At 64.6% G+C, this 13,817-nt stretch carries 16 protein-coding genes; 6 read left to right on the top strand and 10 right to left on the bottom strand.

Going from position 1 to position 13,817, the window contains the following annotated elements:
- Positions 1-25 precede the first annotated feature (25 nt).
- From NKI17_RS01200 to moaB, 3 genes are read left to right on the top strand one after another with little or no spacing between them, the layout of a single operon-like run.
- A complete protein-coding gene (locus NKI17_RS01200) occupies positions 26-211 on the top strand; it encodes a membrane protein (protein ID WP_023674078.1) in 186 nt (61 codons plus the stop codon).
- A 26-nt stretch (positions 212-237) separates the two neighbouring features.
- On the top strand, positions 238-1,140 hold the full coding sequence (locus NKI17_RS01205) for a 4-(cytidine 5'-diphospho)-2-C-methyl-D-erythritol kinase (protein WP_352905349.1): 903 nt from the start codon (positions 238-240) through the stop codon (positions 1,138-1,140).
- Positions 1,127-1,669 carry a molybdenum cofactor biosynthesis protein B gene (gene moaB, locus NKI17_RS01210; protein ID WP_352456849.1) on the top strand — a complete coding sequence of 181 codons (543 nt, stop codon included), beginning with the start codon at positions 1,127-1,129 and terminating at the stop codon, positions 1,667-1,669. Before NKI17_RS01205 ends, moaB begins: the two co-directional genes overlap by 14 nt.
- A 33-nt stretch (positions 1,670-1,702) precedes the next feature.
- Here the strand turns inward: moaB and NKI17_RS01215 are convergent, their stop codons facing one another.
- Positions 1,703-2,677, bottom strand: a complete 975-nt coding sequence (locus NKI17_RS01215) for a phytanoyl-CoA dioxygenase family protein (protein WP_352905284.1) — start codon at positions 2,675-2,677, stop codon at positions 1,703-1,705.
- 185 nt (positions 2,678-2,862) lie between these two features.
- Positions 2,863-3,366 (bottom strand): glycosyltransferase, encoded by a 504-nt coding sequence (locus tag NKI17_RS01220; protein ID WP_292664385.1) that lies wholly within the window; start codon positions 3,364-3,366, stop codon positions 2,863-2,865.
- 151 nt (positions 3,367-3,517) lie between these two features.
- On the opposite strand from NKI17_RS01220, the gene NKI17_RS01225 reads away from it, so the two are divergent.
- Positions 3,518-4,672, top strand: a complete 1,155-nt coding sequence (locus tag NKI17_RS01225) for a PA0069 family radical SAM protein (protein ID WP_254818651.1) — start codon at positions 3,518-3,520, stop codon at positions 4,670-4,672.
- 165 nt (positions 4,673-4,837) lie between these two features.
- On the top strand, positions 4,838-5,533 hold the full coding sequence (gene rnhB, locus NKI17_RS01230; RefSeq protein WP_023674072.1) for a ribonuclease HII: 696 nt from the start codon (positions 4,838-4,840) through the stop codon (positions 5,531-5,533).
- A 256-nt stretch (positions 5,534-5,789) separates the two neighbouring features.
- On the opposite strand, the gene NKI17_RS01235 is transcribed toward rnhB, so the two are convergent.
- The 7 genes from NKI17_RS01235 to NKI17_RS01265 form a co-directional block, all read right to left on the bottom strand.
- Positions 5,790-6,281, bottom strand: coding sequence for a F0F1 ATP synthase subunit B (locus NKI17_RS01235; RefSeq protein WP_023674071.1), 492 nt, complete (start codon positions 6,279-6,281; stop codon positions 5,790-5,792).
- Positions 6,282-6,291: 10 nt separating this feature from the next.
- A complete protein-coding gene (locus NKI17_RS01240) occupies positions 6,292-6,867 on the bottom strand; it encodes a F0F1 ATP synthase subunit B (protein ID WP_352579869.1) in 576 nt (191 codons plus the stop codon).
- 81 nt (positions 6,868-6,948) lie between these two features.
- Complete coding sequence (locus NKI17_RS01245; protein WP_006206606.1) at positions 6,949-7,173, bottom strand: F0F1 ATP synthase subunit C; 225 nt, start codon at positions 7,171-7,173, stop codon at positions 6,949-6,951.
- Positions 7,174-7,239: 66 nt separating this feature from the next.
- Positions 7,240-7,998 (bottom strand): F0F1 ATP synthase subunit A, encoded by a 759-nt coding sequence (locus NKI17_RS01250; RefSeq protein ID WP_352635390.1) that lies wholly within the window; start codon positions 7,996-7,998, stop codon positions 7,240-7,242.
- Between the two features lie 70 nt (positions 7,999-8,068).
- On the bottom strand, positions 8,069-8,467 hold the full coding sequence (locus tag NKI17_RS01255; protein WP_352456844.1) for an AtpZ/AtpI family protein: 399 nt from the start codon (positions 8,465-8,467) through the stop codon (positions 8,069-8,071).
- A gap of 255 nt (positions 8,468-8,722) precedes the next feature.
- Positions 8,723-9,907: a cell wall hydrolase gene (locus NKI17_RS01260; protein WP_352456843.1), complete on the bottom strand. Its 1,185-nt coding sequence runs from the start codon at positions 9,905-9,907 to the stop codon at positions 8,723-8,725.
- A 107-nt stretch (positions 9,908-10,014) separates the two neighbouring features.
- Positions 10,015-11,334: an MFS transporter gene (locus NKI17_RS01265; RefSeq protein ID WP_352755515.1), complete on the bottom strand. Its 1,320-nt coding sequence runs from the start codon at positions 11,332-11,334 to the stop codon at positions 10,015-10,017.
- Positions 11,335-11,454: 120 nt separating this feature from the next.
- Between NKI17_RS01265 and NKI17_RS01270 the strand changes: the two genes are divergently transcribed.
- Positions 11,455-12,372 (top strand): LysR substrate-binding domain-containing protein, encoded by a 918-nt coding sequence (locus tag NKI17_RS01270; RefSeq protein WP_352905285.1) that lies wholly within the window; start codon positions 11,455-11,457, stop codon positions 12,370-12,372.
- A gap of 10 nt (positions 12,373-12,382) precedes the next feature.
- On the opposite strand, the gene der is transcribed toward NKI17_RS01270, so the two are convergent.
- Positions 12,383-13,816: a ribosome biogenesis GTPase Der gene (gene der, locus NKI17_RS01275; protein WP_352682787.1), complete on the bottom strand. Its 1,434-nt coding sequence runs from the start codon at positions 13,814-13,816 to the stop codon at positions 12,383-12,385.
- Position 13,817: the final 1 nt, after the last annotated feature.

A 13,817-nucleotide genomic window follows, 5' to 3' on the forward strand; every position in this document is an offset into this window, starting at 1 on the left:
CGGCCTTGCGAGGGAGGAGTTTGACATGCCGCAGATCATTTTCTTCGCCGTCGTCGGCATTGCCGCCTATTTCGGCTACCGCTCCTTCGTCAGGGAAGCCGAGCGTGTGACCGCCAAGGTGCGGCGTACCGAAAAGCAAGCCGCCAACGGTACAATGGGAACATTGGTCAAGGATCCCAAGACCGGCGAATACCGTCTGGCCAAGGATTGACCGTCGTCCCCCTCGCGGCCGAGCCAGTGAACGCCGAGGCCAGCATCCGGGCGTCGCATGCGCACGCCAAGATAAATCTCGCGCTGCACGTCACCGGCCAGCGCGCCGACGGATATCACACGATCGAAAGCCTGGCTGTGTTCACGCGCTTCGGCGACCGCATCGAGACGGAACTTGCCGACAGCGATAGGTTTTCCGTGTCCGGCAAATACGCCTCCGCGGTGCCGGTCGACGACAATAATCTGGTGGTGAGAGCGCGCGATGCACTGCGGCGCGAGGCCGGTCCCCAGCACGCATTGGCTGTCGCCATCAGGCTCGAAAAGAACCTGCCGGTTGCGTCCGGCGTCGGCGGCGGGTCGAGCGACGCGGCGGCTGTGCTGCGCGCTCTGCTCCGGACCTGGAGGCTCGACATCGGCGACGCCGAACTGGCGCGGATCGGCCTGTCGCTCGGCGCCGACGTGCCGATGTGCCTCGCCGCCAGACCGCTGATCGCCCGCGGCGTCGGCGACGAGCTGACGCTCGTGCCGGGTTTCCCGGCGCTGGGTCTGGTGCTCGTCAATCCAGGAACTGCCGTCTCGACGGCCGACGTGTTCGAGGCGCTTGGCCGCCGCGACAATGCGGGACTGCCGCCGCTGCCGCGCAATCTCGACTTCCACAGCATCCGCAACTGGCTGGAGATCACCCGCAACGATCTCGAGCCTGCGGCGCGCGCAATCCAGCCCGCCATCGGCAAGGCGATTTCCGTGCTCAACAAGGCCGGAGCCGGTTTTGCCAGGATGTCCGGTTCCGGCGCCACCTGCTTCGGGCTGTTCGAGACCGGCAATGTGGCCAAGCGCGCGGCCGTCGATATTCGCAGCCGCCATCCCGACTGGTTTGTCGCGGCGACGCGAAGCGTGACATCGGAGGTTGATGCCCATGGCCAGGATTGACGAGAGCCGCCCCTTCGTTCCCGTGCGTATCGCAGTACTGACCGTTTCCGATACGCGCAGCCTCGCCGACGACAAATCCGGGCAGACGCTGGCCGACCGCATTGCCGAGGCCGGCCATGTCCTGGCCGCCCGCGACATCGTCACCGACGACCGCGACAAGATCCGCGACAAGGTCCTGGGCTGGTCGAAGGACGATGCGATCGATGTCGTCATCACCACCGGCGGCACCGGCTTCACCGGCCGCGACGTGACGCCGGAAGCGCTGGAGCCGATCTTCGAAAAGCGCATGGATGGCTTTTCCGAAGTGTTCCACCGCATCTCCTACGACAAGATCGGCACTTCGACGATCCAGAGCCGGGCAACCGGCGGCGTCGTCAATGCCACCTTCGTTTTCGTGCTGCCGGGCTCGCCGGGCGCCTGCAAGGACGCCTGGGACGGCATCTTGAAGCCGCAGCTCGACTACCGGCACATGCCCTGCAACTTCGTCGAGATCATGCCGCGGCTGGACGAGCATTTGCGGCGCGGCTGAGGCGAACCGAGGTATCAGCCAAGCGACCTCGGTTTAGCGAATGACCGGCTCGCCGTGAAAACGGCGGCGCGAGGGCGGCGACACGCCGAAGCCAACCTCCATCATCAGCCGCGGGGTGCGCGTCGGCACGGTACCCATATGGAAGCCGAACGGGTCCTCGACAAAGCCGAGACCGGCCTGCCCGGTCAGCGTGACCGGGCTCTGCTCGCCGTAGACGCCCAGCACCTCTTCCGCCGAATGGCCGACCAGCAGCGTCAGCTGATGCTTCAGGATGCGGCGGTTGTGGGAGCCGCGGACATAGACATGCGGCCCAGTGTCGGCGTCGACCGGCACCAGGTAGAAAAAGAACTTCAGCATGCGCCAGTCGTCGAGGTCGAAATGGTATTTGCCGAGCGAGGCCATGTTCTTGTCGGCGTCCGAGACGCCACCGGTCGGAAAGCTCCACCAGACACGGGTGGTGATCAGCTTGGCCTGACTGCCGAGATAGTGCGCCGCGACGTCGAGAAGCAGCGGATCGCGCTGTACGGCGACCGCAGCGCTGCAGTCGAGGACCCGCTCGAAATAGTGACCGCTGAGCAGCGGGCGGCCGAAATGCTTTTCTGCATCGGCGTGTTTTTCGGGCAGGAATTCCAGCCGGCGGTCGAAATTGCCGAAGCATGGCGTGTGCTCGGCGAAGCGGGCAATCTCCTCATGGATGGCGGCCGGCAGCATCAGGCCCGAATAGAGCCCCTCCGTCCGCAGCGCGCCGACGACGGCGTTGCGATCGACGCCGGCAAACATCGTTTCACCGACGTTGCGCGCCGGCCGAACGGGCTTGGCACCGCGCCAGTGCAGCCGACGCGCCGGCATGGTGCGGGCCAGCATGAACATCGGCAGCCATGCCGGATTCTCGCGAAGGTCGGAAAGATAGGTCGGGATGCGGGCGGCGATGCGGCGCAGCGTGCCGCCGTTGCGTGCGATCGCCTCGAGGCTTGCGGCGCCGGACTTGTCAGGGCTTGAAAGGGTCATCGGGGTCCTCAAAATGTCGAGGGAACAGCATCGACGTTAGTCGTCGCCGCTCCGGCACACCCCAAACCCTATTCGCCCATATCGCTGGGAATGGTAACCCCCGGCCAGATTTTGTGCAATGCACAATAAACCACGACCCGCCAGAAAATTTGCTTGGGCGTTCCCCGGACCGGGACGGTAAGCCGTCACTTCCGCGGCGCGACCCAGATCTCGGCGTGGAGCCTCCTGGTCGCCAGCCCGCGGGCAATCGCTTCGGCGCTGCGGGCGTTCTTCGACAGCGCCGCGGCCTGTCGCTTGCTGATCACCAAGCCTTCGGCGAGAGCGCGATTTCCGGCAAAGACCCGCGACAGGAACGGCGCGCGGCTGCCGCGTGCCCGCGAAAATCGCGCCGCCATGGTTTGCCTCGCCGTATGAGCGACGACCTCGTCGATCCAGCCCTCTCCCAGCCGCGCGCCCGGTTCCAGCAAAAGCAGCCAGTCGCCCTTGGCCTGCCTGATGCCGGCGGCGATGCCGCCGCTGACATAGTGGCAGCCGGCATGTTCGGCGACGCGGTGCGTCTGATCGGTCGAGCCGGTGTCGCAGACGAGAACGTCGCGCACCACGCCTTCGACCGCGCCGCCGATCAGCGAGGCGAGCGTGCGGGCAAGGCCCTCCTCGTCATTCAGGGTTTCGATCAGGACGCTGAGCATGTTTAGCCGAATAGCGGAAAGCGGTGGGCAGCGCCAGTTTTTGCGGCGCGCCGCGAGAAAGTTCTTGCTTTGTTCTCATCGATACGATAGGAATACATTCATGAGCAGAGCGAATCGACAGCGGGCGGACAGTCCCTGGGAAAGGGCCAAAATGGAACAGATCGTGCGTGCCGATATTGCCGCCTTCGGCGCTGGCAGGGCCGAGATGGCGAATGCGATGATCGAGCAGAGCGGCATGCGCGTCCGCCCGGACCGCAATCGCGGCAGGTCGGCGGGCATCAATCCGTCCGGCCGTTTCGAGCCGGTCAGCCGGCACGTGTTCGACGACGGCTGGAATTCGCTGGAGGAGCTGCCGCCCTTCAAGACCGAGGTACAGGTCGAGAAGCCGCGCACCATCATCACCCGCAACGAATCGCCCGATATCTCCTTCGACCGCTCGATCAATCCCTATCGCGGCTGCGAACATGGCTGCGTCTATTGTTTCGCGCGGCCGACGCACAGCTTCATGGGCCTGTCGCCGGGGCTGGATTTCGAATCGAAGCTGTTTGCCAAGCCGGATGCGGCGCGGCTGCTCGACAAGGAATTGTCCAGGGATAATTACCAGCCGCGCACCATCGCCATCGGCACCAATACCGATCCCTACCAGCCGATCGAGAAGCAATACCGGATCATGCGCGAGATCCTCGAAGTGCTGGAGGCGCGCGGGCATCCGGTCGGCATCGTCACCAAATCGGCGCTGGTGACACGCGATATTGACATTCTGTCACGCATGGCCGAACGCGGGCTGGCCAAGGTGGCGTTGTCGGTGACGACGCTCGACCGCATGCTGGCGCGCACCATGGAGCCACGCGCGTCGACGCCGACCAAGCGGCTGGAGGCGATCAGGCAGCTTTCGGATGCCGGCATACCGGCCTCGGTCATGGTCGCGCCGATCATCCCCGGACTGACCGACCCGGAGATGGAGCGCATCCTCGATTCGGCGCAGGCAGCGGGGGCACGCGAGGCCGGCTATGTGCTGCTGCGCCTGCCGCTGGAGGTCGCGCCGATCTTCAAGGACTGGCTGCTGCGCCATTATCCCGATCGCTATCGCCACGTCATGTCGCTGATCCGTTCGATGCGCGACGGCAAGGACTACGATTCGGAATGGGGCAAGCGCATGAAAGGCTCCGGCCCGTATGCCTGGCAGATCGGCCGGCGTTTCGAAATCGCTGCCAAACGGCTCGGCCTCAACGCCGAGCGGCGCTCGCTGAGGACCGACCAGTTCGTCCCCGCCGCCAAGGCAACCGAGCAGTTGATGCTGCTGTGACAAAGCGTCTCGCGCCAGCCGGTTGAAACGGCCGGCAACAGGCAAAAATCCCGTCCGGCCTGTCCTGTCCCCGGGCTTGCAGACGGTAGCCCCTCCTGGTCCGGTGCCCCGCCCGACCCGGAGGGACTTGCGGAGAATCGGAGCCGATGCGAACCTCGCCGCACCATGGCTCGCCCGCGTTCCGATTCTCCGCTTCTCTTCGAAATTGTCGAGAAACCCGACTTCTCGTTCGAGACGAAGGCGATGGCCGAAGGCCTGTGGCCGGTGGCGGGGATGGACGAGGCCGGCCGCGGCCCGCTCGCCGGGCCGGTGGTGGCGGCAGCGGTGGTGCTCGATCCCGCCAACATCCCCGACGGCCTCGACGATTCCAAGCGGCTGACGCATTTGCAGCGTGAGGCGCTGTTCCTGAAAATCCTCGGCTCCGCACTCGCCGTATCGATGGCCTCGGTCAGTGCCGAAGGCATCGATGCCTCCAACATTCTCAAGGCCAGCCTGGAGGCGATGCGCCGTGCCGTGGCCGGCCTGTCAATCCGGCCGAAGCTGGCACTGGCCGACGGCCGCGACGTGCCGCCCGGCCTGCCCTGCGAGGGCAAAGCACTGATCAAGGGCGACCAGCGCTCGCAGTCGATCGCCGCAGCCTCGATCGTCGCCAAGGTGATGCGCGACCGTATGATGTGCGGCTGCGGCAGCCATCATGCGCATTACGGCTTCGAGCTGCATATGGGCTACGCCACTGTCCGCCATCGCACGGCGATCGATCTGCACGGGCCAGTGGCACGGCTGCACCGCGCCTCCTTCGCGCCGTTCCGGTTCGGCGGCACCGAGGTGCTGGAGGAAGAGGGTTTTTCGGGTTTGGATTGAGCGACCCTGTCGGCTAGGCGTAATCTCCCCCCTTGAGGGGGAGATGTCGCCAAAGGCGACAGAGGGGGTCGGTACGTCCTGGCGCGACGCCATGCGGGACGAAAGAGAAGGGCTGGCGCCTCACGCGCGGCTACCCCCTCTGGCCTGCCGGCCATCTCCCCCTCGAGGGGGGAGATTACGCGCTTGGCCGCTTTCGCTAACAAAAAAGCCGCCAGGTTTCCCGGGCGGCTTTCGATGAATTTCTCGATGAAGTCGCTTAATTCAGCTTCGACTTCAAATCCTGCAGCGAGGCGTTGAACAGGTCGGCGCCGGCCTTGGCGTCGATCTTGCCGGCCAGCAGCGCGCGCGCGGCCTCTACCGCGATATCGACGGCGCTGGCGCGCACTTCGCCGATTGCCTCGCGCTCGGCCTGGCCGATCTTCTGCTCGGCCAAGGCGGTGCGCCGGGCGACATAGTCCTCGGTCTTCTTGTGCGCCTCGGCGGCAAGCATGTCGGCTTCACGCTTGGCGGCGGCAACGATGGCCGCGGCCTCCTGCTCGGCTTCCTTGCGCTTGCGCTGGTATTGCCCGAGCAGTTGCTGGGCCTCTTCGCGCAACCGGCGCGCTTCCTCGAGCTCGCTGCTGATCTTGTCGGCGCGGGCATCGAGCGCCTTGGCGATCATGCCCGGCACCTTGATGTAGATGGCGATGCCGAGGAAGATTACGAGAGCAACCGTTGCCCAAAGCGTCGCGAGAGATGTGGCGTCCATGATGCGCTCCTCACCCGGCCACGGATTTGACCGCGGCCGCGATTTCGGCCTTGCTGGCCTTGCCGCCGACAAGCGCCTCGACGATGGCCGAAGCGGTGTCCTCGGCGATCGTGCCGACTTCCTTCATGGCATTGGCCTTGATGGAAGATATGCGCGCCTCGGCCTCGCCAAGCTTCTGGTCAAGCGCTGCCTCGATCGTCTTGCGGGCAGCTTCGGCTTCCGCCTTGGCCGCATCGTTGGCCTGCTGACCGATCGCATTGGCCTTGCCCTTGGCTTCCGCCAATTCCTGCTCATAGGCGGCAACGGCGGCATCGGCCTCGCCTTTCAGCCGGGCAGCATGATCGAGATCCTGCGTGATGCGGTCGTTGCGCACGTCGATGATGCCGCCAACGCGCGGCATCACCACCCGTTTCAAGAAGAGATAAAACAGCCCGAAGGTGATTGCCAGCCACAGCAGCTGTGACGGGTACGTCGCCGGATTGAATGGCGGAAACGTGCCGTGCGCCTCGGCGGGCACGCCGGTCCCAGCGCTGCCACCTTCGACGGCGGGCGCGGACTCTTGCGCAAAGGCAGATGTCACGAACATGGGCTATCCCCGAAATTCAGGCCCGCCGCAGGATCGCGGCCGGCCTGTTCAATTCTTCCCAATGTTCAGCCGAACAAGCATTCAGCCGAACAGAGCGAGAAGCGCGATGAGAAGCGAGAAAATACCCAGCGCTTCGGTCACGGCGAAGCCGAAAATCAGGCGGCCGAACTGGCCGTCGGCGGCCGACGGGTTGCGCAGCGCGCCCGCCAGATAGCTGCCGAAGATGTTGCCGAGGCCAATGCCCGCGCCGCCCATGCCGAGGCATGCGATGCCGGCGCCGATGTACTTTGCTGCTTCTGCGTCCATTTGTTCAACTCCTTTGGATCTAAAATTCCGTTGCGATTCCATCCGGCGGCAATGCCGGAAATCCAATTAGTGCGAGGGATGCAATGCGTCGTTCAGATACATGCAGGTCAGCACGGCAAAGACGTAGGCCTGCAAGAGCGCTACGAGCAACTCCAGAGCCGTCAACGCCACGGCCATCGCCAGCGGCAGGATCGAACCTGCGATACCAAGCGTGCCGAGTGCGCTCAGGCTGACGACGAATCCCGAAAACACTTTCAGCGTGATGTGGCCGGCCAACATGTTAGCGAACAGACGAACCGAGAGGCTGACCGGCCGCGAGACGAAGGAAATCACCTCGATCGGAACGACAAGCAACATCATGACGATCGGCACGCCTTTCGGCACGAACAGCTTCAGGAAGCCAAGGCCATGTTTCATGAAGCCGTAGACGATGACGGTTCCGATCACCAGCGCCGCAAGGCCGAAAGTGACGATGATGTGGCTGGTGACGGTGAAGAAATACGGGAACAGGCCAAGCAGGTTGGCGACAAGCACGAACATGAACAGCGAGAACACGAAGGGGAAGAACTTCATGCCTTGCGTTCCCGCGGCGTCCCTCAGCATATTGCCGACAAATTCATAGGCCATTTCCGAGACCGACTGAAGGCGGCCCGGGACGAGGCTGCGGCTCGACGTGCTGAGGTAGAGAAACGCCGATGCGACAGCAACCGTCGCAAGCATGAACAGAGCCGAATTGGTGAAAGACAGGTCGTAGCCGCCGATGTGAATCGGAATGATCGGATGGATCTGGAATTGGTGGATCGGATCGACCTTGTCAGCAGCCACTTTAAATCCCCATCAAAGCCGCAGACGGCTTCAGTATCCTGTTCAATGCGCCGGCATGCGGCGCCTCAATTCATTCTTTCGGATCGCGCGGCTTGTCGCCCGTTCCGAATTCCGACACAAGCCCGGCTGAACGCAGGACATTGAGCACGCCGGCGCCAAAACCCAGCAGCAGCCCGACTATCAGACCCCATGGCGTTGTCCCCGCCACGCGATCGATAAACCAGCCGAGAGCCGCACCGACCACTATCCCGGCGATGAACTCGCTGGACAGCTTGAGCGCCTGGCCGTACCCGGCCGCACTGCCCGCTTTCGCGTCGTCTTTCCCCTCGAGCCGGTCCGGCCGCCTTGCCGCAAGCGATGCTTCAAGGTCGCGCCGGCGGCGCTCAAGATCCTCGTCGCGGATATCGGCTTCATGCTGCTTGCCGCGGCCGGTTTTTCCGGTTCCGTCTGGCCCATTCTTGTCGGCCACGCAACCCCCCTGCCCGGTCAGACCGTCACCGTCCGTCCGCTTCTTAAAGTCGCCGGCAACATAGTTAGAGGGTCCGCGCCCGTCAAGCCACGGGCGGACGTTCAAGCTCAAGTATTTTTTTGTTATAAATCAGCTACTTGCTCGGGTGCGACATCGTGCCCGACGCGGCCTCTGGCGGGCTGCGGCCGAATCCCTACGGCGACGGGCCTTCGATCGGCCGCTCTCGCGCGAAAGATGCAAGGGCTGCCCGAGCACTCAGCTCCAGCCGCCGCCATAGGTGCGGTAGAAGATGTGCAGGCCGATCCTGGTCATTTTCTGCATCGTCCGCGCCCAGCCCGGATGGACGTAGTTGGCGTAATAATGGGTCGACGAGCCGACTTCCGGAATGAAGATCTTGCCGGCTGTGACGGCCATGGCGACATCCTGGGCGGTCTTGTAGGCGGCGGCGTTGTCGATGCGCTTCTTCCTGCCGTCGCAGGCAAAGGAAAATTGGCAGCGGTTGAACCAGTTGTCGTTCTGGTAGACGACGCCGCAGATCGAGTTCGGATAGGCGGGGTTGCGGACGCGGTTGAGGATGACCTGGGCAACGGCGGCCTGGCCACGCACGGCTTCGCCGCGCGCCTCGAAATAGATGCCGTTGGCGAGACAGGCCTGCTCCGGTTTGGAAAAGACGCTCGCTGGCAGCGGCGTCTGCATCCAAGAATGATCGCCCTTGCTCAGCGGCGGAATGAAGCGGCCATCGTTCGGGTCCTCGTCCTGCAGCAAGGCCTCGAAAGGCGACGCCTGTGCATAATCGGGAGCGGACGAGGCGTAGGCGGTCGCCAGCACGTCAGGATGATCATTGTTGACCAGCGCGGCAAGCATCGCCGGCACGCCGGGATCCGGCTTCTTGTCGACGCGCGTGTGGAAGGCGGCGGCGATCTGGATTTCCTTGCCTTTGATCTCGGGCTTGGCGAAGGCCATCCTCAAGCCGCTATCCATGCTTGGGCGGAGCAGCGAAGAGGTGCGCTCGAAGATAGAGCCGGCGTTGAAGTTCTTCGGCGGCGAGACGGGCGAGACCTGGATGATGCGGCCCTTCTTTTCGGCACGCGTGATGCGGTTCTCGTCCGGCGTCGTGCCGGCGATGCCGCCCTTGCCGCGAAAGGAGACGGCGCCGACGCCCGGCAACTGGACACCGGAGCCGGAGAGCGAGCCGGTGCTGCTGGAATCGAGGAAGGGCATTTCGGCTGCGTGAACGGAGCCGGCGACGGATTTCTCGACATAGGCGTTCCAGCGGACGCTCGGCGCCTCAAGACCGGAGACCAGGCTTGTCATGTCCTGATAGGCAGCGACCGTCGGAAAGCCGATCCAGATGCCAAGGCCAATAATGAACGGAGACAGGAAGGAACGCTTTTTCTCACCGGCGGCGGCGACAAGCCGCGTCAAAACACGTCGATGCACGGAACTCTCCAGAAACGCAACGGACCCCACTGGAGAGCTACAATGATGCATTAACCTTGATGGGGCGTTAACAGCTTAGAACGTTGTTTTCCCATCTCGTGTCGAAGTCAGGCGCTTTTGCGGCTATCCGTTGGCGGAAGAAAGATCGGCCACGCGATCAGCGCGCAAATAGCCGCACCCAGCCAGACGCCTGCCCACGAGCAGAGCACGAGAAGCCCGGGAATGGCGATCGGCACCAGGAAGAAGGCAATGAAGACCAGACTGTTGGCGAGGCCGAGCGCCGTTCCGGCCTGGCTGGCGCCGGCCAGCGTCGCAAGCTCGGTGTAGGCGACCCCATGCCAGGAGGAGACGCAGATGCCGGCCACGACCAGCATCGCGACGATCGCCGGCGACAGCATCGGCGCTTGGCCTGACAAGAATTGGGCCGAAAACAAGACGAGCGCCGCAAGCACGGTGAAGGCGGCCACGCTCAGCATGCTGCACAGACGCAGGAACGACCGGCGGTTGCCGTGACGGTCGGTGTAGCGGCCGCTCCAGACGCGCATGACCATGGCGCCGACCTGCACGGCAGCGAGGCTAGCGCTGATCACGGCTGTTCCCATGCCGGCGAAATCATGCAGGAATACGGAAGCAAATGTAAGCACCGCCACCTGCGGAAAGCAAAGCAGGCCGATGGCTGTTGCGATGCGCCAGACGGCCGGGTTGCGCAGCGGCGCCGGGCCGGCCGACAATGCCATGCTGCCCGAATTGGCATCATCATGCGCCGGCGGCTGATGCAGCCAGCGCCAGGCGAGCGAGGTCGAGACCGCGGATGCAGCCGCCAAAAGTCCGAAGACTGCCGTGAAGCCATGGGCTGAAGCGAGCGACGGCAGCACGAGCGCGCCAAGCCCGCCGCCAAGCGGCACCGCCGTCTGCCTGATGCTCATGGCAAAGCCGCGCTCGCCTTCGCCGAACCAGGCCATGATGGCGCGGCCGCTGGAGCCGTTGACGCTGCCGCCGAGCAATCCGGTGACCAGCAGGGCAGCGGCGAGAAGCGCGATGCCGGGAATATGGGCCGGTGACGGCACGACCAGCGCAGCCATGACAAGCAGCCAAACCGCGGTTGCGCCGAGCCCGGTCAGCAGAACGCGGCGGTCGCCCCAGCGATCGGTCAGCAGCCCCCACGGCAATTCGCTCAGCGCCACGCCCAGGCCGAGAAGGCCAAGTGCCAGGCCGAGTTCGCCATTGGAGAGATGGTAGCCCGAGCGCAGGAACACCGCCGTCGCCGGAATGCCGGAGAAGGTCGCGGAAAAGCAGGCATTGGCGGCGACGCCGATGCCCAGCACCTTCCAGCGATGATTGGCTCGAAGTGCCGCCGCTTCTGACGGGGCGGCAACGGCGGCCGGGCGAAGCGGTTTGCAATCTGCTCGTGTGGCGACAGCGGACATGGTTCAGCTCCTGCATGGGTCGGCTGCATTCGGTGTTGACGCGCTCTCTCTACCGCCATAGCTTCGTACTGAATATCAGGAAGTTTTTGACGTAATGTCCCGAATATCAGGATTATCGCCATGCGACGCGTGACATTTGATCTCGACGTCCTGCGCAGCTTCGTCACCGGCATGGAACTGGGCAGCTTCGCCAAGGCCGCCGACCGGCTCGGCCGCTCGACCTCGGCAATCAGTGCGCAATTGAAGAAGCTGGAGGAGCAGGCGGCGACGCCGATCTTCCGCAAATCTGGGCGTGGCCTGGCGCTGACGGACGCGGGCGAGACCATGCTCGGCTACGCGCGGCGGCTGATCGAGCTCAATGACGAGGCCGCCTCCGCCATCCACGATGTCGAGCTGGAGGGTTGGGTGCGGCTTGGGCTACAGGAGGATTTCGGCGAGGCGGTGCTGCCGGAGGTGCTCGGGCGCTTCGCCCGCGCCCATCCCAAGGTCAAGATCGAGGCCAGGATCGCACGCAGCCATGAGCTTGCTGAACGGATCATTTCGGGCAGCCTCGATATCGCGCTTGCCTGGCACAATGGCGCGACGCTGCCCTACAGCCGGCATGTCGCCGACGTCCAGATGCGCTGGATCGGCCCGGCAAAACAGATCGAGACCAGCCTGCGCGATGGCGAGGCGTTGCCGCTGGTGGCGCTCGAAGCGCCGTGCCTGCTGCGCAGCGTGGCGACCGAAACGCTCGACCGCGCCGGCCTGGCATGGCGGATGGCCTTCTCCAGCCCGAGCCTTGGCGGCATCTGGGCAGCCGTCGCCGCCGGGCTCGGACTGACGATCCGCACCGATATCGGCCTGCCGGCAACCGTCAGGGCGATGACGCCGGAGATCGCCGGGCTGCCCGCCTTGCCCAAGATGGCGCTGTTCCTGCATCGCAAGGAGGCCGAGCCCGACCCCGTGGCAGCGCGGCTTGGCGACATCCTGCTGCAGGCAGCGCTTGAAGCCTTGCCGCAGACGCAACCGGCGCCCGTTCTGCGCAACGTAGCGTAAAGGCAGAGGCTCAGTGGCGCTTCTTTGCCTTGCCGGCGAAAGGATTGTCCGAGGTGCGCAAGGCGATGCGGATCGGCACGCCGGGCATGTCGAAAGCCTCGCGCAGGCTGTTCGAGAGATAGCGGACGTAGGATTGCGGCATCGCATCCGGCCGTGAGCAGGAGACGACGAAGCCCGGCGGCCGCGTCTTGGCCTGCGTGACATATTTGATCTTCAGCCGACGCCCGGCGACAGCGGGCGGCGGATGATGCGCCAGGATGCCTTCCAGCCAGCGGTTGAGCTTGCCGGTCGACACACGGCTGTTCCAAACTCGATGCGTCCTGATGACAGCATCCATCAGCTTGTCGAGGCCACGCCCGGTCTCGGCCGACACCGGCACCGCCTGCATGCCGCGCGCCTGCGGCAGCAGCCGCTCGGTTTTTTCGCGCAGCTCGGCCAGCAACTCCTGGGGATGATCGACAAGGTCCCATTTGTTGAAGGCGATCACCGGGGCACGGCCCTCGCGGATGATCAGGTCGGCGATCTGCAGATCCTGCTTCTCGAAGGGAATGGTGGCGTCGAGCACGATGATGACGATCTCGGCAAAGCGGATGGCGCGCAAGCCGTCCTGCACCGACATCACTTCGAGCTTTTCGTGGATCCTGGCCTTGCGGCGCATGCCGGCGGTGTCGAACAATTTTAAGCGGCGGCCATGCCAGTCCCAGTCGACCGAGATGGAATCGCGAGTGATGCCGGCCTCAGGGCCGGTCAACAGCCGCTCCTCGCCGATTAGTGCGTTGATCAGCGTCGACTTGCCGGCGTTGGGGCGGCCGACGACGGCGATGCGCATCGGCTTGGTGTCGTCATAGCTCGGCTCGGCGTCCGGGTCGGTGATGTCCTCGCCGATCAGCACCTCGCTGGCGGCGACCTCATCCTCGCCGGCCTCTTCGTCCTCGCCGAAGGCGCGCGCCTCGCCAAGTGCCGCGATCACCGCGTCGCGCAAATCGGGCAGGCCCTGGCCGTGTTCGGCCGAGACCGGGATCGGTTCGCCAAGGCCGAGCTCCCAGGCCTCCAGCATGCCGCCCTGGGCGCCGCGCGCCTCGGCCTTGTTGGCGACGACGACAACCGGCTTGCCGGATTTGCGCACGATCTCGGCGAACGTCTTGTCGTCGGGCATCAGCCCGGACTTGGCATCGATCGTAAAAAAGATCAGGTCGGCCTCGCGGATGGCGATCTCGGTCTGGGCGCGCATGCGGCCGGGCAGCGTCGAGGCGGCCGCATCCTCGAAGCCGGCGGTGTCGATGACGTCGAAATGCAGATCGTAGAGTTTTGCGGCGTGGACGCGTCGATCGCGAGTGACGCCGGGCGTATCGTCGACAAGCGCCAGCTTCCTTCCCACCAGCCGATTGAAAAGGGTCGATTTGCCGACGTTAGGCCGGCCGATGATGGCGACTTTGAAGGTCATG

Origin of the sequence: Mesorhizobium sp. M0816 (assembly GCF_040320005.1) — a bacterium.
Taxonomy (GTDB): domain Bacteria; phylum Pseudomonadota; class Alphaproteobacteria; order Rhizobiales; family Rhizobiaceae; genus Mesorhizobium.